The following is a 19016-nucleotide window of genomic DNA, read 5'->3' on the forward strand; positions in this document are numbered from 1 at the left end:
GAAGTTGTTGAACGTGACCGACAGGTAGGTCTTCTGGCTTAGCGTCCTCCTCGCCCGCCCTTCCCAATCTTGCGATCAGTGGTCTTCACGGGGTCGTCAGCATCACAGCAGCGGGGGCTGCGGGGGATTTTCACCCCCTTCCCTGACACAAATGTGTCAAACCTGTCGGCTTAAATTATGAGCGATCGGAATCCCTCATAATTACAATTAAATTTTAATGACTATGTGCTGTTTATTACACTATCGCAATAAACTACTGGCGTATATTTGCTATGAGGAAGATTAATAAAAATCACTCACAACGACACTGTATCTCATCACAAAAATAAAAACTGGTGCAGTTTATCCTGCAAATGACATTATTTTGTTGCGCTATGACAATTTATTGCACTGCCAAGTGCTTTTTTCATTTTATAATGACTGACATAGATAAATATATCAAAAATCGGCAATAACAAAATATTGCTATTTAAGAGCCTGACCACCAGGCGTAATTGGCGCAGACCGGTTGAACACGGACTGCGCACAGCCACCGGAGCATACACGCAGGACGTGATGATAATCGGTATTCTCATCCTTCGGGCTGCAGGCGGCGCTCAAAAAGCTCGCGTTTTGTGCGAACCCTGTCCAGGTTCAAATGGCAAGTAAAATAGCCTGATGGGCCAGGCTCTAAGCTGATTCGGTCGGCAAATTTTCAATAACCTGTTGGCGATACGCCTGCGGTGTCACCTGATAAGTTTGACGAAACACCTTGCAGAAATAACTGGTTTGCGAAAAACCTAAATTACGCGCAATGCTGGCAATACTCCAGTCGCTGTGACAAAGCAACTCTCTGGCGCTGGCCATACGCTGTTGATTAACCCAGGCATTGAAACCAATACCCTGATATTTCTTGAACAATTTGCTGAAATAATAAGGGCTGAGGTAAACATGAGAAGCCACATCTTCCAGGCGCAGTTCATCCGACAGATGTGCATCAATGTAGCGCAGCGCTTTCTTCATTTTGCTGTCATGGGGGTTGGGTCCACGACTCGGACGAGCGGATTCCGCCTGCTGGACCGTATCTTTTATAACAACAAAATTAAGCTGTTTTTTCAGACAGTTTTCCACTATCAGCTTCAGCAGGTCAGCAGACGCTATCACGCGAGAATAGTCCATCTCGGGGACATTTCGGAACTCATTAAGCAGTTCCGGATCCGCCTGCCAGCGGTCATCGACGCTCAGAATATCTACCAGGTCAACATCGCTGTCGTCACGTAAGCGTACCTGACCACACAAAACGAACCCGACCAGATGACCGGCAATAACAAGAGGGATAGAGAAATCGGTTAACCCTGCGTGGCAGCGGTAAATACAGGGCTGATCTGATTTTGACGCTTCAAGTCCTCCGCAGCGATCGCTCATACGGCATCGCGTACTGTGCTGAGGATGTTGACGCATCAGCTGGCAGAAGGGTGTGAAATTAAACAGCTCAGAAATTTCATCACCGTGAATATTGACGACCACAACCGCCAGACTGGTGGCTTGTGCAAAATCCTGTGCGATTTTATTAATGAGTTCTGAGTTCAGTGTGCTCGCAGAAATCATGATAAAACCCCTCAGTTAATCCATAGTTGTAATAAAAACATTTTTTTTACATCTGCCTTTTCACATCATTATTCATCCCTGGTAATAATGACTGGCATGAAGTGACAATATCAAAAGTCTCCCACCTGCGGGAGACTTTTTAGCCAGTTCGGAAAGCAGATCACGAAATAAAAATAACTAACGTGATAATAGCGATCCGTACGATCTTTATGCGTCTTTTTCCTCAATCTTACAGGTATTACAGGGTAAATTTTTACCGATTAAGTAACGATAAATTGCAGCACCGGCACAAGCACCAATAACAGGAGCAACGATCGGTACAATAAAATAGGGAATATCCCGTCCTCCGGTCATCGCAATGTCACCCCATCCCGCCATCCATGCAAACAGCTTGGGTCCAAAGTCACGCGCCGGGTTCATCGCAAATCCGGTAAGCGGGCCCGTTGATGCGCCAATAACGGCAACCAGAATCCCGATTAATAAAGGTGCCAGCGCGCCTTTTGGTACCCCATTACCATCATCCGTCAGCGCCATAATCAGGCCCATCAAAATAGAGGTGATCACAATTTCGACCATTGCCGCCTGCCATACGCTGAGCGCTGCGGCAGGATAGGTACTAAAAATGCTGGCCAGGTGCAGGCTTTCCACACTCCCGCGCACCATGTTTTGCGCTGCTTCATACTCCGTAAATAAACTACCGTAAAGCAGGTATGCCAGAGCCGCACCGCCGAAAGCACCGGCAACCTGTGCGATGGTATAAGGTAATACTTTGCGCCCAGGAAAACAGGCAAACAGCCATAACGCGACCGTGATCGCCGGGTTCAGGTGCGCGCCGGAGATACCGGCCGTCAGGTAGACAGCCAGGGAAATCCCAAGACCCCAGATGATGCAGATCTCCCATAATCCCAGGCTCGCTCCCGCAACCTTCAGAGCGCTCAGGCAACCGATACCGAAAAACAGAAACAGTCCGGTGCCCAGAAACTCGGCAATACATTGCGCTTTAATTGAATCATTCATTGTGACACCTTCTTAGAAGAGTTCGTGTCTTGACCAGCAGACTCCATGCTGGCAGTAGAGTACAACGGTCACTACTATAAAAAGACCCGTCCGCAAATTGTTGGCGAACTGAGTAAAACGCCCTCTGAAAAATCGTGCTGGGATAGTAAATTCTTGTCATCAATTTATGAGTCAGAACAAGAGCGGCGGGTCATCCGGTTATTAAAATACGATCGCCATAATAATAAATTATTGTCATGAGCATATTTTCATTTTCAAATCAGCATCACATAATCATTTTTTGCGCGTAACAAAAGACTTTTCCTTTGTCACCCACAAAAATGTAAATATGGAATATCAATCGCCAAATAATCACATCACAATAAAATAAATTCACCTTTAAAATCATAGCAATAAAATAAAAAATAGCAATTTTATACTATTACCACTCCACTATTTTCTCCTGTTTAACATCAAGTCAGCCATTCTTTTTCCTCGCTTCTTTCTATAGTCATGAATATCGGGAAAACCCAGGCGAGGTCTTTATGCAACAAGAAGCGTTAGGAATGGTAGAAACCAAAGGCTTAACTGCCGCCATAGAGGCCGCAGATGCAATGGTGAAGTCGGCCAATGTCATGCTGGTCGGCTACGAAAAAATTGGTTCAGGGCTGGTGACCGTCATCGTTCGCGGTGATGTTGGCGCAGTAAAAGCAGCGACAGATGCAGGTGCCGCCGCCGCGCGTAACGTGGGAGAAGTGAAAGCCGTACACGTCATTCCGCGCCCTCATACCGATGTAGAAAAAATCTTACCGAAGGGAATTAACCAATGAGCAGCAATGAACTGGTGGAACAGATCATGGCGCAGGTGATCGCCCGTGTGGCGACGCCAGGGCAAACGGTCATCCCTGATACCCCCCATCCAAAACGAGAGACGGCTATGGCAGAGAAGAGCTGCAGTTTAACGGAATTTGTAGGCACCGCAATTGGTGACACCGTCGGTCTGGTGATCGCGAATGTAGACAGCGCCTTACTGGAAGCAATGAAGCTTGAAAAACGCTATCGCTCCATTGGCATCCTGGGCGCACGCACCGGCGCAGGCCCACATATTATGGCTGCGGATGAAGCAGTCAAAGCAACCAACACCGAAGTGGTCAGCATTGAACTTCCTCGCGATACCAAAGGCGGCGCGGGTCACGGTTCGCTGATCATTTTAGGCGGCAACGATGTCTCTGACGTGAAGCGCGGAATCGAAGTTGCGCTCAAAGAGCTCGACCGCACCTTTGGCGACGTGTATGGCAACGAAGCCGGACACATCGAGTTGCAGTACACCGCCCGCGCCAGCTATGCACTGGAAAAAGCGTTTGGCGCACCGGTTGGCCGCGCCTGCGGCGTGATTGTCGGCGCTCCGGCTTCTGTAGGCGTATTGATGGCGGATACCGCGCTGAAATCCGCCAATGTTGAAGTGGTGGCCTACAGCTCTCCGGCCCACGGGACCAGCTTTAGCAACGAGGCCATCCTGGTTATCTCTGGCGACTCCGGCGCGGTACGTCAGGCGGTGATCTCCGCGAGAGAAATTGGCAAGACCGTTCTTTCGACCCTTGGTAGCGAACCGAAAAACGATCGCCCGTCCTACATCTGATATCCGTGAGGCTGATTCATGAGATCGAAAAGATTTGAAGCACTGGCGAAACGCCCTGTGAATCAGGACGGCTTCGTTAAAGAGTGGATCGAAGAAGGCTTCATTGCGATGGAAAGCCCGAACGACCCGAAACCGTCGATTAAAATCACCAACGGTACCGTCACCGAACTCGACGGCAAAGCGGCTGGCGAGTTTGACCTGATCGACCACTTTATCGCCCGCTACGGTATTAACCTGGCGCGCGCCGAAGAAGTCATGGCGATGGACTCCGTAAAACTCGCCAACATGCTGTGCGATCCCAATGTGAAACGTAGCGACATCGTTCCGCTCACAACGGCGATGACACCAGCCAAAATTGTCGAAGTGGTTTCGCACATGAACGTGGTTGAGATGATGATGGCGATGCAGAAAATGCGCGCCCGTCGTACCCCTTCTCAGCAGGCGCACGTCACCAACGTCAAAGATAACCCGGTACAGATCGCCGCCGACGCCGCTGAAGGCGCATGGCGTGGGTTTGATGAGCAAGAAACGACCGTTGCAGTGGCGCGCTATGCCCCCTTCAACGCCATCGCTCTGCTCGTCGGCTCCCAGGTCGGTCGTCCAGGCGTATTAACCCAGTGTTCACTGGAAGAAGCGACTGAACTGAAGCTTGGTATGCTGGGTCACACCTGCTACGCCGAAACCATTTCCGTCTATGGCACTGAGCCTGTCTTTACCGACGGTGACGATACCCCGTGGTCAAAAGGTTTCCTGGCCTCTTCCTACGCCTCCCGCGGGCTGAAAATGCGCTTCACTTCAGGTTCAGGCTCAGAGGTACAAATGGGTTATGCCGAAGGCAAATCCATGCTTTACCTGGAATCACGCTGCATTTACATCACAAAAGCCGCTGGTGTTCAGGGTCTGCAAAATGGTTCCGTAAGCTGCGTGGGCGTACCGTCCGCCGTACCGTCTGGCATTCGCGCCATCCTGGCGGAAAACCTGATCTGTTCTGCGCTGGATCTGGAATGCGCCTCCAGTAACGACCAGACCTTTACTCACTCCGATATGCGCCGTACTGCGCGCCTGTTGATGCAGTTCCTGCCGGGTACCGACTTTATCTCTTCCGGTTACTCTGCGGTGCCGAACTACGACAACATGTTTGCCGGTTCGAACGAAGATGCCGAAGACTTTGACGACTACAACGTTCTCCAGCGCGACCTGAAAGTTGATGGCGGGCTGCGTCCGGTGCGTGAAGAAGACGTTATCGCCATTCGTAACAAAGCCGCTCGCGCACTTCAGGCCGTTTTTGCGGGTATGGGCTTACCGCCGATCACTGATGAAGAGGTGCAAGCCGCGACCTATGCTCACGGTTCAAAAGATATGCCGGAACGTAACATCGTTGAAGATATCAAGTTTGCACAGGAAATCATCAATAAAAACCGTAACGGTCTGGAAGTCGTGAAAGCGCTGGCCCAGGGTGGATTTACCGATGTCGCTCAGGACATGCTCAACATCCAGAAAGCCAAGCTGACCGGGGACTATCTGCATACCTCCGCCATTATCGTCGGCGACGGACAGGTGCTCTCTGCGGTCAATGACGTCAACGATTATGCCGGTCCGGCAACAGGTTATCGCCTGCAGGGCGAACGCTGGGAAGAGATTAAAAACATCCCTGGCGCACTTGATCCCAACGAGCTTGGCTAAGGGGTGAACAATGGAAATTAATGAAAAACTGCTGCGTCAGATAATTGAAGATGTTCTGTCCGAGATGCAGACCAGCGATAAGCCAGTCTCATTCCGCGCCCCGGCATCGGCGGCACCTGCCGCACCCGCTGGCGAAAGCTTTCTGACCGAAATCGGTGAAGCAAAGCAAGGCACCCAGCAGGACGAAGTGATCATTGCAGTAGGCCCGGCGTTTGGTCTTTCCCAGACGGTCAACATTGTCGGTTTATCGCACAAAAGCATTCTGCGTGAAGTGATCGCGGGTATTGAAGAAGAAGGCATTAAGGCACGCGTCATTCGCTGCTTTAAATCCTCCGACGTGGCGTTTGTCGCCGTTGAGGGGAATCGCCTGAGCGGTTCCGGCATCTCTATCGGCATCCAGTCTAAAGGCACCACGGTTATCCACCAGCAAGGGTTGCCGCCGCTGTCAAACCTGGAGCTGTTCCCGCAGGCACCGCTGCTGACGCTGGAGACCTATCGCCAGATTGGTAAAAACGCCGCGCGCTATGCGAAGCGTGAATCACCACAGCCAGTACCAACGCTGAATGACCAGATGGCACGCCCGAAATATCAGGCGAAATCCGCCATTCTGCACATTAAAGAGACGAAGTATGTCGTAACGGGCAAAAACCCGCAGGAACTGCGCGTGGCGCTTTAATAAGGATCCCTTTATGAATACCGATGCAATTGAATCGATGGTTCGGGACGTGTTGAGCCGCATGAACAGCCTGCAGGGCGACGCACCTGCCCCGGCTGCGACAGTGAGCAGCTCAACGCATACCGCAAAAGTAAGCGACTATCCGCTGGCGAATAAACATCCGGAATGGGTCAAAACAGCGACCAATAAAACGCTGGATGAACTCACGCTGGAAAATGTCCTCAGCAACAAAGTGACCGCCCAGGATATGCGTATCACGCCGGAAACGCTGCGTATTCAGGCGGCGATCGCCAAAGATGCAGGACGTGACCGTCTGGCGATGAACTTTGAGCGTGCGGCAGAGCTGACCTCCGTGCCTGACGACCGGATCCTTGAAATCTACAACGCCCTGCGCCCGTATCGTTCCTCAAAAGAAGAGCTGATGGCCATTGCGGACGATCTGGAAAGTCGTTATCAGGCGAAGATTTGCGCAGCTTTCGTGCGTGAAGCGGCAATGCTGTATGTCGAGCGTAAAAAACTCAAAGGCGACGATTAATTTTCTCCCGATAGTCTGAAGTTAGTCTGAAGTACGACGAGAAAAGGACGGATTATGCGATATATAGCTGGCATTGACATTGGCAACTCATCCACAGAAGTCGCGCTGGCGACGCTTGATGAGGCTGGAGCGCTCAACATTACCGGTAGCGCACTGGCAGAGACCACCGGAATTAAGGGCACATTGCGTAACGTGTTCGGCATTCAGGAGGCGCTCACGCTGGCGGCAAAAAATGCAGGTATCAATGTCAGCGATATTTCGCTCATCCGCATCAACGAAGCCACACCGGTGATTGGTGACGTGGCGATGGAGACCATCACCGAAACCATCATCACCGAATCCACCATGATCGGCCATAACCCGAAAACGCCGGGCGGGGTCGGTCTGGGCGTGGGTGTAACCATTACGCCGGACGAGCTGCTAACCCGTCCGGCGGACACGCCTTACATTCTGGTGGTGTCATCGGCATTCGATTTCGCCGACGTCGCCACCATGATTAATGCTTCCGTGCGCGCGGGTTATCAGTTAACCGGCGTTATTCTGCAACAGGATGATGGCGTGCTGGTCAGCAATCGTCTGGACAAACCGCTGCCCATCGTTGACGAAGTGCTTTATATCGACCGCATTCCGCTGGGTATGCTGGCCGCGATTGAGGTCGCCGTTCCCGGGAAGGTGATCGAGACACTTTCCAACCCTTACGGGATTGCAACGGTTTTTAAGCTCAATGCGGAAGAAACCAAAAATATTGTTCCCATGGCGCGGGCATTGATTGGCAACCGTTCCGCCGTGGTTGTGAAAACACCGTCGGGTGATGTGAAAGCACGCGCCATCCCCGCCGGAAATATTGAATTGCAGGCGCAGGGCCGCACCTTGCGGGTCGATGTCGCCGCAGGTGCCGACGCCATTATGAAGGCCGTCGGCGAATGCCCGAGGCTGGACAACGTGACCGGTGAAGCTGGCACCAATATTGGCGGTATGCTGGAGCATGTTCGTCAGACAATGGCGGAGCTGACCAACAAACCGAGCAACGAAATTTTTATCCAGGATCTGCTGGCCGTCGATACCTCGGTTCCCGTCAGCGTGACCGGCGGTCTGGCCGGTGAGTTTTCGCTTGAACAGGCCGTGGGCATTGCCTCAATGGTCAAGTCCGATCGCCTGCAGATGGCGATGATCGCCCGCGAAATCAAACAAAAGATGGGCGTTGACGTTCAGGTTGGCGGCGCTGAGGCCGAAGCGGCAATTTTAGGCGCGTTAACCACGCCGGGAACCACCCGTCCCCTGGCGATTCTGGATTTAGGCGCAGGCTCTACCGATGCCTCCATCATCAACCCGAAAGGGGACATTATCGCCACCCACCTTGCAGGCGCTGGCGATATGGTCACGATGATCATCGCCCGCGAGCTTGGGCTGGACGATCGTTACCTGGCTGAAGAGATCAAAAAGTACCCACTGGCAAAGGTGGAAAGCCTGTTCCATTTGCGTCACGAGGATGGCAGCGTCCAGTTCTTCCCCACCCCACTGCCGCCAGCGGTATTTGCCCGCGTGTGCGTAGTGAAACCCGATGAACTGGTTCCCTTGCCTGGCGATTTAGCGCTGGAAAAAGTCCGCGCCATTCGCCGTCGCGCCAAAGAGCGAGTGTTCGTCACAAACGCCCTGCGCGCGCTGCGCCAGGTAAGCCCAACCGGCAACATTCGCGATATTCCTTTTGTTGTTCTGGTCGGCGGCTCCTCTCTGGATTTCGAAGTTCCGCAACTCGTCACGGATGCGCTGGCACATTATCGGCTGGTGGCGGGGCGTGGAAACATTCGCGGTACCGAAGGTCCGCGAAACGCGGTCGCAACAGGCCTGATCCTTTCATGGCACAAGGAGTTCGCCCGTGGACAGTAATAACAACACGCCGGCAATTGTCATTTTAACCATCGGCGACAGCATCTCTGCCTGGAATGACGTCCTGCTCGGTATCGAAGAAGAAGGCATTCCCTTCGTTATCCAGCCACAGACGGACAGTGATGTGACCCGGTGCGCCTGGAAGGCGGCACGTCAGTCGCCGCTGCTCGTCGGCATTGCCTGTGACAAAGAAAAACTGGTTGTGCATTACAAGAATTTACCCGCATCAGCGCCGCTTTTTACGCTGACGTATCGCCAAAATAGCCTTGACCGACGGAGTACCGGAAACAACGCGGCAAGGTTAGTCAAAGGGATCTCTTTTCGGGATCTGAATAGCTAAGCAACAGGAGAATCGCAGTATGAATAACGCACTGGGACTGGTTGAAACAAAAGGGTTGGTCGGGGCGATTGAGGCCGCGGATGCCATGGTGAAATCCGCCAACGTGCAGCTGGTCGGCTATGAAAAAATCGGCTCCGGCCTGGTGACCGTGATGGTTCGCGGTGACGTTGGCGCAGTAAAAGCAGCCGTTGACGCAGGCAGCGCGGCAGCAAGCGCGGTAGGGGAAGTGAAATCCTGCCACGTTATTCCGCGTCCGCACAGCGACGTTGAGGCCATTTTACCGAAGTCAGCCTAAAGCGAGCACAGAAGGAGCACAGCGTGAAGCAATCACTGGGATTACTTGAAGTTAGTGGTCTGGCATTAGCCATCAGTTGCGCGGATGTCATGGCGAAAGCCGCTTCCATCACGCTGGTTGGCCTCGAAAAAACCAATGGTTCAGGCTGGATGGTGATCAAAATCACCGGTGATGTGGCATCCGTGCAGTCCGCCATCATCACCGGTGCCAGTTTTGCCGACCTGCAAAATGGTCTGGTGGCACAAAAAGTCATCGCCAGGCCTGGAGAGGGGATCCTGTCCCGAGCGACGGTAGTTGAGCCTTCGCCCGCGCCTGCCCCAGTCCAGGAGCCTGAAGCTGAAGTCGTTGTAGAAGAGTCAGTACCGGAAGCAGAGCCTGAAAACCGGATCATCAGTTGCAATCTGTGTCTGGATCCGGCCTGCAAACGTCAAAAAGGCGAACCCCGGTCACTGTGCCTGCATTCAGGTTTATGAGGTGACGCGTAATGGATAAACAACTTCTGGAAACGACAGTCAGTAAGGTACTGGATGAAATGCGGGAACGCCCTATTCCGTTGGGCGTTTCCAATCGTCATATTCATCTCAGCGCTGAAGACTATGCGTTGCTTTTTCCAGGTCAACCTATCAGCGAGAAAAAAGCGCTACTGCAGCCGGGACAGTATGCCGCTGACCAGACCGTCACCTTAGTGGGGCCAAAGGGTCAGTTAAAAAATGTCCGCCTGCTGGGACCGTTGCGTAAATCCAGCCAGGTTGAAATCTCCCGTACCGATGCCAGGACCCTGGGCATCGCAGCGCCGCTGCGGATGTCCGGCGATCTGGAAGGAACGCCGGGCGTACGTCTTGTCAGCCCGTTTGCCGAACTGGATTTAGCCTCGGGCGTGATTGTCGCCCAGCGCCATATTCATATGTCGCCGCTGGATGCGCTGATTCTGCGCGTGGCACACGGTGACAAAGTCTCTGTTGCCATTACGGGCGATGAGCGTCGGCTGATTTTCGATAACGTCGCCGTTCGCGTCTCGCCGGATATGCGTTTTGAGATGCATATCGACACCGACGAAGCCAATGCCGCGGGTGCTGATAACCCACAGGCGTTCGCCACACTGGTGGCATCGCGATGAACGGCGAACTGTTGCAGCGAATTGTCGGGGAAGTGGTCTCCCGTCTGCAGCGCCGTGCCGAAAGCACGGCCACGCTCAGCGTCGCGCAACTGCGGGAAACGGATCCCCGATCCCTGTTTTGCCGGTATTCATCTCTGCGCATCCTGCAGGTTGACCTGCCTCTGCTTGAGTCCATTGCCCGGTGTGATTCAACAGATACTGCAGCGGCAATCCTGCACGAAGCGCTGGCATCTGGACTCTGTATACAGCTGTCGGTGCAGCGTCGTTTGCTACCAATGCTACCGGTAAAAAAACTTGCCCGCTTGCCCCTGGCCTTCTTTGATGAACGGGGACAGGCCATCATTCTGCATCCGGTCAGGTTGTTAAGTTATGCCGATGTCGCTCGCCTCCACGAAGGAGCGTTGGTGCTGCACCGCAAATGTGTCGTTACCGCCCTGGCACGCGAGGCGGCAGCCGCGCGGAATCTTCAACTCATTAAGCAGGAGTGAACCATGCATCTGGCTCGCGTTACAGGCGCGGTGGTATCCACGCAAAAATCATCTTCCCTGGTAGGGAAAAAACTTCTGCTGGTGCGTCGGGTGAGCGCTGACGGAGAGCTTCCGGCGAATCCAACAGCCGGAGACGAAGTCGCGGTTGATTCCGTTGGCGCTGGCGTTGGCGAACTGGTGCTGCTCAGCAGCGGTTCCAGCGCCAGGCACGTTTTCTCAGGGCCGAACGAAGCCATCGACCTGGCCGTGGTCGGCATTGTCGACACGCTTTCTCGCTAAGGGGGGGTTATGGCAATTTATACCCGTACGGGCGATGCTGGCACAACCGCCCTCTTCACCGGACAACGCGTCAGTAAAACACATCCGCGCGTTGAAGCCTACGGTACGCTCGATGAACTCAATGCCGCCCTGAGTTTGTGCATCTGCGCCACAACCTGCGAACAACATCGCACTCTGCTGGAATCTATCCAGCTACAAATATTCTGGTTCAGCGCCGAGCTTGCCAGCGAAAGCGAAGAACCTGCGCCCGATCGGCGCTATATCAGCTCGGAAGAGATCGCCGCCCTGGAAGCCGCGATTGATACCGCTATGGGTCGCGTTGCGCCACTGCGCAGTTTTATCCTGCCAGGACGCTGTGAAGCCGCCGGTCGACTGCATTTTGCCCGCACGCTCGCCCGTCGCGCTGAGCGTCGCCTGGTCGAGCTCTCAACGGAAGCCTCCGTCAGACATGTACTGATGCGTTATATCAATCGACTCTCAGACTGTCTGTATGCGCTGGCACGTGCCGAAGATCACGACGCCCACCAGAACAACATTATTCGGGAGGTCACGAAGCGTTATCTGGCTTCGAACGATCGCTCCCCATCGGTGAAGGAATCCGCAATGTCCCTCTCTTTTCAGGATCTCCATCAGTTGACCCGTTACGCCGTGGAGCGGGCGCAAATATTACAGGTTCCGGTTGTCGTCAGCATAGTGGATGCCAACGGAACCGAAACCGTGACGTGGCGTATGCCTGACGCTCTGCTGGTTAGCAGTGAACTGGCCCCAAAGAAAGCATGGACCGCAGTGGCAATGAAAACGGCCACGCATGAGCTTGCTGCAGCGGTACAGCCAGGCGCGCCGCTTTACGGACTGGAAAGCCATATGCAGGGGAAAGTGGTCACCTTTGGCGGCGGCTATCCGCTGTGGCGTGACGGATTGCTGATTGGGGGTCTTGGCATCAGCGGAGGAAGCGTTGAGCAGGACATGGAAATTGCACAAGCCGCAATCGCGGCAATTAACGTGAGAACACATCAATGAATACTTCTGAACTGGAAACCCTCATCCGTAACATTTTGAGCGAACAGCTGGCTCCCGCCAATGCGGAAGTCAAAGGGAACGGTATCTTTCAGTCCGTTGGTGAGGCGATCGATGCCGCTCACCATGCCTTCTTACGTTATCAGCAGTGCCCACTTAAAACCCGCAGTGCCATCATTAGCGCCATTCGCGAAGAGCTGACGCCTCATTTGTCTGCGCTTGCCGCTGAGAGCGCGGCAGAAACGGGAATGGGCAACAAAGAGGATAAATTACTTAAAAACAAAGCGGCGCTGGATAACACACCGGGCATTGAGGATTTGACCACAACCGCGCTGACCGGCGATGGCGGCATGGTGCTGTTTGAATACTCGCCATTCGGGGTGATAGGTTCCGTGGCGCCGAGTACTAATCCGACAGAAACCATTATCAACAATAGCATCAGCATGCTGGCTGCCGGAAACAGCGTTTACTTCAGCCCACATCCGGGGGCAAAAGTTGTCTCACTCAAACTGATTGCGATGATCGAGGATATCGCTTTCCGCTGCTGCGGAATTCGTAATCTGGTGGTGACCGTTGCCGAGCCGACATTTGAAGCCACCCAGCAGATGATGGCGCACCCGAAAATTGCCGTTCTGGCGATTACCGGCGGTCCGGGTATTGTGGCTATGGGTATGAAAAGCGGGAAGAAAGTCATAGGCGCTGGTGCGGGCAATCCACCGTGCATCGTCGATGAAACGGCCGATCTGGTGAAAGCGGCGGAAGATATCATCAACGGCGCCTCCTTTGATTACAACCTGCCCTGCATCGCGGAGAAAAGCCTGATTGTTGTAGAGTCCGTGGCAGAGAAGCTGATTCAGCAAATGCAAAGCTTTGGCGCACTGCTTCTTAATCCGGCAGAGACAGAAAAACTGCGCGCTGTCTGCCTGCCTGAAGGCCAGGCCAACAAGAAACTGGTTGGCAAAAGTCCCTCAGCCATGCTTGAAGCAGCCGGAATTGCCGTTCCGGCAAAAGCGCCGCGCCTGCTCATTGCCGTGGTAAAAGCAGACGATCCCTGGGTTACCAGCGAACAGTTGATGCCGATGCTGCCCGTAGTCAAGGTGCCGGATTTTGACAGCGCGCTGGCGCTGGCGCTGAAAGTTGAAGAAGGCCTGCACCATACCGCGATCATGCACTCACAGAACGTTTCACGCCTGAATCTGGCCGCCCGCACTTTGCAAACCTCCATCTTTGTGAAGAACGGTCCATCCTATGCAGGCATTGGCGTCGGCGGCGAAGGTTTCACCACCTTCACCATCGCCACGCCTACCGGTGAGGGCACCACGTCAGCGCGAACTTTTGCGCGTTCTCGCCGCTGTGTGCTGACTAACGGTTTCTCAATCCGCTAACGAGGTAGTGATGAAAACCTTTTCACTGCAAACACGTTTGTACAGCGGATCAGGAAGCCTGAAGGTGCTTGGCCGTTTTACGAATAAACATATCTGGATTATCTGCGATGGATTTCTGGCGCGTTCTCCACTGATCGACACGCTGCGCGATGCGCTGTCGACGGACAACCGCATCAGTATCTTTAGCGAGATTACCCCAGACCCAACGATCAATACGGTGGTTCAGGGAATTGCGCAAATGCAGTCCCTGCGTCCTGACGTGGTGATTGGCTTTGGCGGTGGCTCGGCGCTTGATGCGGCAAAAGCGATTGTCTGGTTCAGCCGTCAGTTTGGCATCGAAATCGAAACCTGCGTGGCGATCCCCACCACCAGCGGAACCGGTTCGGAAGTCACCAGCGCCTGCGTCATCAGCGATCCGGATAAGGGGATTAAATATCCCCTGTTTGATAATGCGCTTTATCCGGATATGGCAATCCTCGACCCCACGCTGGTGGTCAGCGTTCCCCCGGCGATCACTGCCAACACCGGCCTGGACGTGTTGACTCACGCGCTTGAAGCCTATGTTTCTTCGCGCGCCAGCGACTTTACGGATGCGCTTGCAGAAAAAGCGGCCCAGATTGTCTTTCAGTATTTACCCGTGGCGGTGAATAAAGGTGACTGTCTGGCAACACGAGGCAAAATGCACAACGCCGCGACGCTTGCCGGGATGGCCTTTAGCCAGGCGGGACTTGGGCTGAATCACGCAATTGCACATCAGCTGGGCGGACAGTTCCACCTGCCGCACGGTCTGGCGAATGCCCTGCTGCTCGCTTCGGTGATCCGCTTCAACGCCCACGATCCGCGAGCGGCAAAACGCTATGCCCGATTCGCCAAAGCCTGTCATCTGTGTCCGGACAGCGCAAATGAAGTAGCCAGCGTGAATGCGCTAATTCAGCACATTGAAAAACTTAAAAAAGCTTGCGCGATCCCGACGCTGGCCGACGCACTGAAAGAAGGTAAGCTGAGCTGGTCGCAACGCATTCCGGCGATGGTTCAGGCGGCGCTGGCCGACGTAACGCTGAAAACCAATCCACGCACCGCAGATGCGAATGCTCTTGGGGAACTGCTTGAGGAGTTGTTATGAATACGACCCTGAATACAGAATCCCCTCATTATGATGCGCAGACCATTCGCGATGCGGTTCGCGCCGCGGGTGTGGTCGGTGCCGGAGGGGCTGGTTTTCCTGCGCACGTCAAACTACAGGCGCAGGTCGATACCTTTCTGGTCAACGCCGCTGAATGTGAACCGATGCTGAAAGTCGATCAGCAACTGATGGTTCAGCAGGCTACCCGCCTGGTTCGCGGGGTACAGTATGCGATGACGGCAACGGGCGCCAGTGAAGGCATCATTGCGCTCAAAGAAAAATATCAGCCTGCTATCAGCGCCTTAACCCCGCTCCTGCCTGCACATATCAGACTGCATATCCTGCCTGACGTTTACCCGGCTGGTGACGAAGTGCTGACTATCTGGATGGCAACGGGTCGTCGCGTTCCGCCTGCCGCACTCCCCGTCAGCGTGGGCGTGGTGGTCAATAACGTCCAGACCGTGCTCAATATCGCCAGAGCCGTTGAGCAGCAGTATCCGGTTACGCGCCGGACGCTCACGGTCAACGGGGCGGTTGCGAAGCCGCTAACGCTGACCGTGCCTGTCGGGATGTCCCTGCGAGAGGTTCTGGCGCTGGCGGGCGGAGCAACCGTGGACTCCCCTGGATTTATCAACGGCGGCCCTATGATGGGCAGTCTGATTACCTCGCTGGATAGTCCGGTGACGAAAACCACCGGCGGCCTGCTGGTTCTGCCGAAATCGCATCCTCTGATACAGCGTCGTTTGCAGGATGAACGCACCATACTGTCGGTAGCGAAAACCGTGTGCGAGCAGTGTCGTCTGTGTACCGACCTCTGCCCGCGCCATCTCATCGGTCATGAGCTATCACCACATTTGCTGGTACGCGCCGTCAATTTCCAGCAAACCGCCACCCCGCAACTGCTGCTCAGCGCCCTGACCTGCTCGGAATGCAACGTCTGCGAAAGCGTGGCGTGCCCGGTGGGTATCTCACCAATGCGGATTAACCGCATGCTTAAGCGTGAACTGCGGGCGCAAAACCAGCGCTATACAGGACCGCTCAACCCCGCCGATGAAATGGCGAAATATCGCCTGGTGCCAGTTAAGCGGCTGATTGCCAAACTGGGACTTAGCCCGTGGTACCAGGAAGCACCGCTCTCAGACGTCGAGTTCACCACGGAAAAAACGACATTGTTACTGCGCCAGCATATTGGCGCCAGTGCCGTTCCCTGCGTGCAAAAAGGCGATCGCGTTGTTCGTGGTCAATGCGTTGCCGACATGGCGCCGGATGCGTCAGGCGCCCCTGTTCATGCCAGTATTGACGGCATTGTCAGTGACATAACAGAACTGGCCATCACCGTTGTAAGAGGTTAACCATGTCTCAGGCTATAGGTATTTTAGAACTCACCAGCATCGCCACAGGGATGGAAACCGGCGATGCAATGCTGAAAAGCGCCAACGTTACCCTGCTGGTCAGCAAAACGATTTGCCCGGGTAAATTCCTTATCATGCTGGGAGGCGACGTCGGTGCCGTTCAGCAGGCCATTGAAACCGGCACATCGCTTGCCGGAGAAATGCTCGTCGACAGCCTGGTGTTACCCAACATCCATGCCAGCGTGCTGCCCGCAATCAGCGGTCTGAATAACGTTGAGCAGCGTCAGTCCGTGGGGATCGTCGAAACCTGGAGCGTAGCGGCCTGCATCAGCGCGGCTGACCGGGCGGTGAAAGCCTCAAACGTCACATTAGTGCGCGTACATATGGCGTTCGGTATTGGCGGCAAATGTTACATGGTGGTCGCCGGAGATGTCTCTGATGTAAACAACGCCGTTATCGTTGCCAGCGAGAGCGCGGGTGAAAAAGGATTACTGGTCTGGCGTTCCGTAATTCCACGTCCGCATGAAGCCATGTGGCGTCAGATGGTGGAGGGATGATGGAAAGACAGCCACCCACGGATCGCATGATCCAGGAATATGTTCCGGGTAAACAGGTCACGCTGGCGCACCTGATCGCCAATCCGGGGAAAGATCTGTTTAAAAAGCTGGGATTGCAGGATACGGTTTCCGCCATTGGCATCCTGACGATTACGCCGAGTGAGGCGTCTATCATCGCCTGTGATATTGCCACTAAGTCGGGCGCTGTGGAGATCGGCTTTCTCGATCGTTTCACCGGCGCGGTGGTATTGACGGGCGACGTCTCCTCTGTCGAATACGCACTGAAACAGGTCACCCGAACGCTGGGTGAAATGATGAGCTTTACCGCTTGTCCTGTCACACGGACCTGACGCCATGAAACGTATGATGTTAGTTGGCCCAAGCCAGTGTGGAAAGACATCGCTCACCCAGTGTATGCGTGGGGAATCGCTTCACTACCAGAAAACGCAGGCGATCGTCTGGTCGCCAGCCACCATTGACACTCCGGGTGAGTATATTGAAAACCGTTGCCTGTACAGCGCGCTGCTGGCAAGCGCCTGCGAGGCAGATATTATCGCTCTGGTGCTTAACGCCGACGCCCCGTGGTCGCCTTTCTCTCCCGGATTCACTGGCCCGATGAACCGGCCGGTTATTGGTCTGGTCACCAAAGCGGATTTAGCAAACACAAAACGTATTTCACTCGTGGCAGACTGGCTGGCGCAGGCCGGCGCTGAAAAAGTCTTCATCACCAGTGCGGTGACGAACAGCGGATTTGATGAAATATTCTCCTTTCTGAATTCAAAGGAATCTCCATGTCTCACAAAATAATGGCCATTAACGCGGGCAGTTCATCCCTTAAATTTCAGTTACTGGCAATGCCGCAGGGAAGTGTAATCTGCCAGGGACTGATTGAGCGTATTGGCATGTCTGACGCGCAGGTTACCATCAAAACGCCAGCACAGAAGTGGCAGGAGACATCCCCTGTCGCCGACCATCGTGAAGCGGTAACCCTGTTACTGGAAAAACTGCTCGGTTACCACATCATTACCAGCCTGCAGGAGATCGACGGCGTGGGCCACCGCGTGGCGCATGGGGGGGAAACGTTTAAAGACTCTGTGCGCGTCACCGATGAAACGTTAGCGGAGATCGAGCGCCTTGCTGAACTGGCTCCGCTTCACAATCCGGTCAACGCGCTCGGCATCAACGTGTTCCGCCAGCTATTACCCGACGCCCCCGCCGTTGCCGTTTTTGATACCTCTTTTCACCAGACGCTGGACGAGTCCGCTTATATCTACCCTCTGCCCTGGCGCTATTATGCAGAACTGGGTATCCGTCGCTACGGCTTTCACGGCACCAGCCACAAATACGTCAGTACCACTCTGGCAGAAAAATTAGGGGTGCCGCTCAGCGCCCTGCGCGTGGTGTGTTGTCATCTGGGTAATGGCAGCAGTATTTGCGCCATCAAAGGTGGGTGGTCAGTTAATACCTCAATGGGATTCACCCCGCAGTCCGGCGTGATGATGGGAACCCGCAGCGGTGATATCGACCCCTCTATTTTACCGTGGGTTGCCCAGCGTGAAGGCAAAACCCCTCAACAACTTAACCAACTGTTAAATAATGAGTCTGGGCTGTTAGGCGTTTCTGGCGTATCGTCTGACTACCGCGACGTTGAACAGGCCGCAGCGAGCGGAAACCGCCGGGCAGAACTGGCTCTCACGCTGTTTGCTGAACGTATCCGCGCAACCATCGGCAGCTATATTATGCAGATGGGCGGTCTGGATGCGCTGGTCTTCACCGGCGGTATTGGTGAGAACTCAGCTCGTGCCAGGGCAGCAATTTGCCACAACCTGCATTTTCTGGGGCTGGCCGTTGACGAGGAGAAAAACCAGCGTAACGCCAACTTTATCCAGGCAGAAAACGCGATGGTCAAAGTCGCCGTCATCAATACCAATGAAGAATTAATGATTGCCAGAGACGTAATGCGTATCGCCCTGGCGGAGACGGAGACGCTGGCCGTTTCGGCCTGATACTGCCACACCGCAAATTGCGGTAAATCATGGCAATAGCGCAATCGCCATGAC

The 19016-nt window shown here is 54.2% G+C and carries 22 protein-coding genes and 1 riboswitch; of the genes, 20 read left to right on the top strand and 2 right to left on the bottom strand.

The window, feature by feature from the left end; genetic code table 11:
* Nucleotides 1-6 precede the first annotated feature (6 nt).
* A riboswitch (cobalamin riboswitch) is annotated at nt 7-181 on the bottom strand.
* 488 nt (nt 182-669) lie between these two features.
* Complete coding sequence (pocR, locus tag C3432_RS02100) at nt 670-1587, bottom strand: transcriptional regulator PocR (protein ID WP_103775040.1); 918 nt, start codon at nt 1585-1587, stop codon at nt 670-672.
* Between the two features lie 207 nt (nt 1588-1794).
* Complete coding sequence (gene pduF / locus C3432_RS02105) at nt 1795-2604, bottom strand: propanediol diffusion facilitator PduF (RefSeq protein WP_103775041.1); 810 nt, start codon at nt 2602-2604, stop codon at nt 1795-1797.
* A 524-nt stretch (nt 2605-3128) separates the two neighbouring features.
* Between pduF and pduA the strand changes: the two genes are divergently transcribed.
* The 20 genes from pduA to C3432_RS02205 are packed head-to-tail and all read left to right on the top strand — an operon-like array spanning nt 3129 to nt 18962.
* Nucleotides 3129-3413 (top strand): propanediol utilization microcompartment protein PduA, encoded by a 285-nt coding sequence (gene pduA / locus C3432_RS02110; protein ID WP_050195840.1) that lies wholly within the window; start codon nt 3129-3131, stop codon nt 3411-3413.
* Nucleotides 3410-4222, top strand: coding sequence for a propanediol utilization microcompartment protein PduB (gene pduB, locus C3432_RS02115; protein ID WP_103775042.1), 813 nt, complete (start codon nt 3410-3412; stop codon nt 4220-4222). Before pduA ends, pduB begins: the two co-directional genes overlap by 4 nt.
* 18 nt (nt 4223-4240) lie before the next feature.
* Nucleotides 4241-5905, top strand: a complete 1665-nt coding sequence (gene pduC, locus C3432_RS02120; RefSeq protein ID WP_103775043.1) for a propanediol dehydratase large subunit PduC — start codon at nt 4241-4243, stop codon at nt 5903-5905.
* A 10-nt stretch (nt 5906-5915) separates the two neighbouring features.
* On the top strand, nt 5916-6581 hold the full coding sequence (gene pduD, locus C3432_RS02125) for a propanediol dehydratase medium subunit PduD (protein ID WP_103775044.1): 666 nt from the start codon (nt 5916-5918) through the stop codon (nt 6579-6581).
* 13 nt (nt 6582-6594) lie between these two features.
* Complete coding sequence (gene pduE / locus C3432_RS02130) at nt 6595-7116, top strand: propanediol dehydratase small subunit PduE (RefSeq protein WP_103775045.1); 522 nt, start codon at nt 6595-6597, stop codon at nt 7114-7116.
* 54 nt (nt 7117-7170) lie between these two features.
* Complete coding sequence (locus C3432_RS02135) at nt 7171-9003, top strand: diol dehydratase reactivase subunit alpha (RefSeq protein ID WP_103775046.1); 1833 nt, start codon at nt 7171-7173, stop codon at nt 9001-9003.
* Complete coding sequence (locus C3432_RS02140; RefSeq protein ID WP_103775047.1) at nt 8993-9343, top strand: glycerol dehydratase reactivase beta/small subunit family protein; 351 nt, start codon at nt 8993-8995, stop codon at nt 9341-9343. Before C3432_RS02135 ends, C3432_RS02140 begins: the two co-directional genes overlap by 11 nt.
* A gap of 19 nt (nt 9344-9362) precedes the next feature.
* Nucleotides 9363-9638 carry a propanediol utilization microcompartment protein PduJ gene (pduJ, locus tag C3432_RS02145; RefSeq protein WP_004853788.1) on the top strand — a complete coding sequence of 92 codons (276 nt, stop codon included), beginning with the start codon at nt 9363-9365 and terminating at the stop codon, nt 9636-9638.
* A gap of 23 nt (nt 9639-9661) precedes the next feature.
* Nucleotides 9662-10111 carry a BMC domain-containing protein gene (locus C3432_RS02150; protein ID WP_103775048.1) on the top strand — a complete coding sequence of 150 codons (450 nt, stop codon included), beginning with the start codon at nt 9662-9664 and terminating at the stop codon, nt 10109-10111.
* A gap of 11 nt (nt 10112-10122) precedes the next feature.
* The gene (locus tag C3432_RS02155) at nt 10123-10755 is read left to right on the top strand and encodes a phosphate propanoyltransferase (protein WP_103775049.1); all 633 of its coding nucleotides are present in this window, start codon (nt 10123-10125) and stop codon (nt 10753-10755) included.
* Entirely contained in the window at nt 10752-11243 is a 492-nt protein-coding gene (gene pduM, locus C3432_RS02160; protein WP_103775050.1) for a microcompartment protein PduM, read from the top strand. The genes C3432_RS02155 and pduM overlap by 4 nt, the downstream gene beginning before the upstream one ends.
* A gap of 3 nt (nt 11244-11246) precedes the next feature.
* Nucleotides 11247-11522, top strand: a complete 276-nt coding sequence (pduN, locus tag C3432_RS02165; RefSeq protein ID WP_103775051.1) for a propanediol utilization microcompartment protein PduN — start codon at nt 11247-11249, stop codon at nt 11520-11522.
* A gap of 9 nt (nt 11523-11531) precedes the next feature.
* Nucleotides 11532-12542: a two-domain cob(I)yrinic acid a,c-diamide adenosyltransferase PduO gene (gene pduO / locus C3432_RS02170; protein WP_103775052.1), complete on the top strand. Its 1011-nt coding sequence runs from the start codon at nt 11532-11534 to the stop codon at nt 12540-12542.
* Nucleotides 12539-13924 (top strand): CoA-acylating propionaldehyde dehydrogenase PduP, encoded by a 1386-nt coding sequence (pduP, locus tag C3432_RS02175; RefSeq protein ID WP_103775053.1) that lies wholly within the window; start codon nt 12539-12541, stop codon nt 13922-13924. The genes pduO and pduP overlap by 4 nt, the downstream gene beginning before the upstream one ends.
* A 10-nt stretch (nt 13925-13934) precedes the next feature.
* Nucleotides 13935-15047 (top strand): 1-propanol dehydrogenase PduQ, encoded by a 1113-nt coding sequence (locus C3432_RS02180; RefSeq protein ID WP_103775054.1) that lies wholly within the window; start codon nt 13935-13937, stop codon nt 15045-15047.
* Entirely contained in the window at nt 15044-16399 is a 1356-nt protein-coding gene (locus C3432_RS02185; RefSeq protein WP_103775055.1) for a 4Fe-4S dicluster domain-containing protein, read from the top strand. Before C3432_RS02180 ends, C3432_RS02185 begins: the two co-directional genes overlap by 4 nt.
* 2 nt (nt 16400-16401) lie before the next feature.
* Nucleotides 16402-16956, top strand: coding sequence for a propanediol utilization microcompartment protein PduT (gene pduT / locus C3432_RS02190; protein WP_103775056.1), 555 nt, complete (start codon nt 16402-16404; stop codon nt 16954-16956).
* Nucleotides 16956-17306, top strand: coding sequence for a propanediol utilization microcompartment protein PduU (gene pduU / locus C3432_RS02195; RefSeq protein WP_103775057.1), 351 nt, complete (start codon nt 16956-16958; stop codon nt 17304-17306). The genes pduT and pduU overlap by 1 nt, the downstream gene beginning before the upstream one ends.
* 4 nt (nt 17307-17310) lie before the next feature.
* Nucleotides 17311-17763 carry a EutP/PduV family microcompartment system protein gene (gene pduV / locus C3432_RS02200; protein ID WP_103775058.1) on the top strand — a complete coding sequence of 151 codons (453 nt, stop codon included), beginning with the start codon at nt 17311-17313 and terminating at the stop codon, nt 17761-17763.
* Nucleotides 17748-18962, top strand: coding sequence for an acetate/propionate family kinase (locus C3432_RS02205; protein ID WP_103775059.1), 1215 nt, complete (start codon nt 17748-17750; stop codon nt 18960-18962). The genes pduV and C3432_RS02205 overlap by 16 nt, the downstream gene beginning before the upstream one ends.
* Nucleotides 18963-19016: the final 54 nt, after the last annotated feature.

The organism is Citrobacter amalonaticus, assembly GCF_002918555.1.
Taxonomy (GTDB): Bacteria; Pseudomonadota; Gammaproteobacteria; order Enterobacterales; family Enterobacteriaceae; genus Citrobacter_C; species Citrobacter_C amalonaticus_A.

Excerpts from the sequence above, each read along its gene's own strand:
- pocR (WP_103775040.1), bottom strand. The coding sequence starts at position 1,587 with ATGATTTCTGCGAGCACACTGAACTCAGAACTCATTAATAAAATCGCA.
- pduF (WP_103775041.1), bottom strand. The coding sequence starts at position 2,604 with ATGAATGATTCAATTAAAGCGCAATGTATTGCCGAGTTTCTGGGCACC.
- pduA (WP_050195840.1), top strand. The coding sequence starts at position 3,129 with ATGCAACAAGAAGCGTTAGGAATGGTAGAAACCAAAGGCTTAACTGCC.
- pduB (WP_103775042.1), top strand. The coding sequence starts at position 3,410 with ATGAGCAGCAATGAACTGGTGGAACAGATCATGGCGCAGGTGATCGCC.
- pduC (WP_103775043.1), top strand. The coding sequence starts at position 4,241 with ATGAGATCGAAAAGATTTGAAGCACTGGCGAAACGCCCTGTGAATCAG.
- pduD (WP_103775044.1), top strand. The coding sequence starts at position 5,916 with ATGGAAATTAATGAAAAACTGCTGCGTCAGATAATTGAAGATGTTCTG.
- pduE (WP_103775045.1), top strand. The coding sequence starts at position 6,595 with ATGAATACCGATGCAATTGAATCGATGGTTCGGGACGTGTTGAGCCGC.
- C3432_RS02135 (WP_103775046.1), top strand. The coding sequence starts at position 7,171 with ATGCGATATATAGCTGGCATTGACATTGGCAACTCATCCACAGAAGTC.
- pduJ (WP_004853788.1), top strand. The coding sequence starts at position 9,363 with ATGAATAACGCACTGGGACTGGTTGAAACAAAAGGGTTGGTCGGGGCG.
- C3432_RS02155 (WP_103775049.1), top strand. The coding sequence starts at position 10,123 with ATGGATAAACAACTTCTGGAAACGACAGTCAGTAAGGTACTGGATGAA.
- pduM (WP_103775050.1), top strand. The coding sequence starts at position 10,752 with ATGAACGGCGAACTGTTGCAGCGAATTGTCGGGGAAGTGGTCTCCCGT.
- pduN (WP_103775051.1), top strand. The coding sequence starts at position 11,247 with ATGCATCTGGCTCGCGTTACAGGCGCGGTGGTATCCACGCAAAAATCA.
- pduO (WP_103775052.1), top strand. The coding sequence starts at position 11,532 with ATGGCAATTTATACCCGTACGGGCGATGCTGGCACAACCGCCCTCTTC.
- pduP (WP_103775053.1), top strand. The coding sequence starts at position 12,539 with ATGAATACTTCTGAACTGGAAACCCTCATCCGTAACATTTTGAGCGAA.
- C3432_RS02180 (WP_103775054.1), top strand. The coding sequence starts at position 13,935 with ATGAAAACCTTTTCACTGCAAACACGTTTGTACAGCGGATCAGGAAGC.
- C3432_RS02185 (WP_103775055.1), top strand. The coding sequence starts at position 15,044 with ATGAATACGACCCTGAATACAGAATCCCCTCATTATGATGCGCAGACC.
- pduT (WP_103775056.1), top strand. The coding sequence starts at position 16,402 with ATGTCTCAGGCTATAGGTATTTTAGAACTCACCAGCATCGCCACAGGG.
- pduU (WP_103775057.1), top strand. The coding sequence starts at position 16,956 with ATGGAAAGACAGCCACCCACGGATCGCATGATCCAGGAATATGTTCCG.
- pduV (WP_103775058.1), top strand. The coding sequence starts at position 17,311 with ATGAAACGTATGATGTTAGTTGGCCCAAGCCAGTGTGGAAAGACATCG.
- C3432_RS02205 (WP_103775059.1), top strand. The coding sequence starts at position 17,748 with ATGTCTCACAAAATAATGGCCATTAACGCGGGCAGTTCATCCCTTAAA.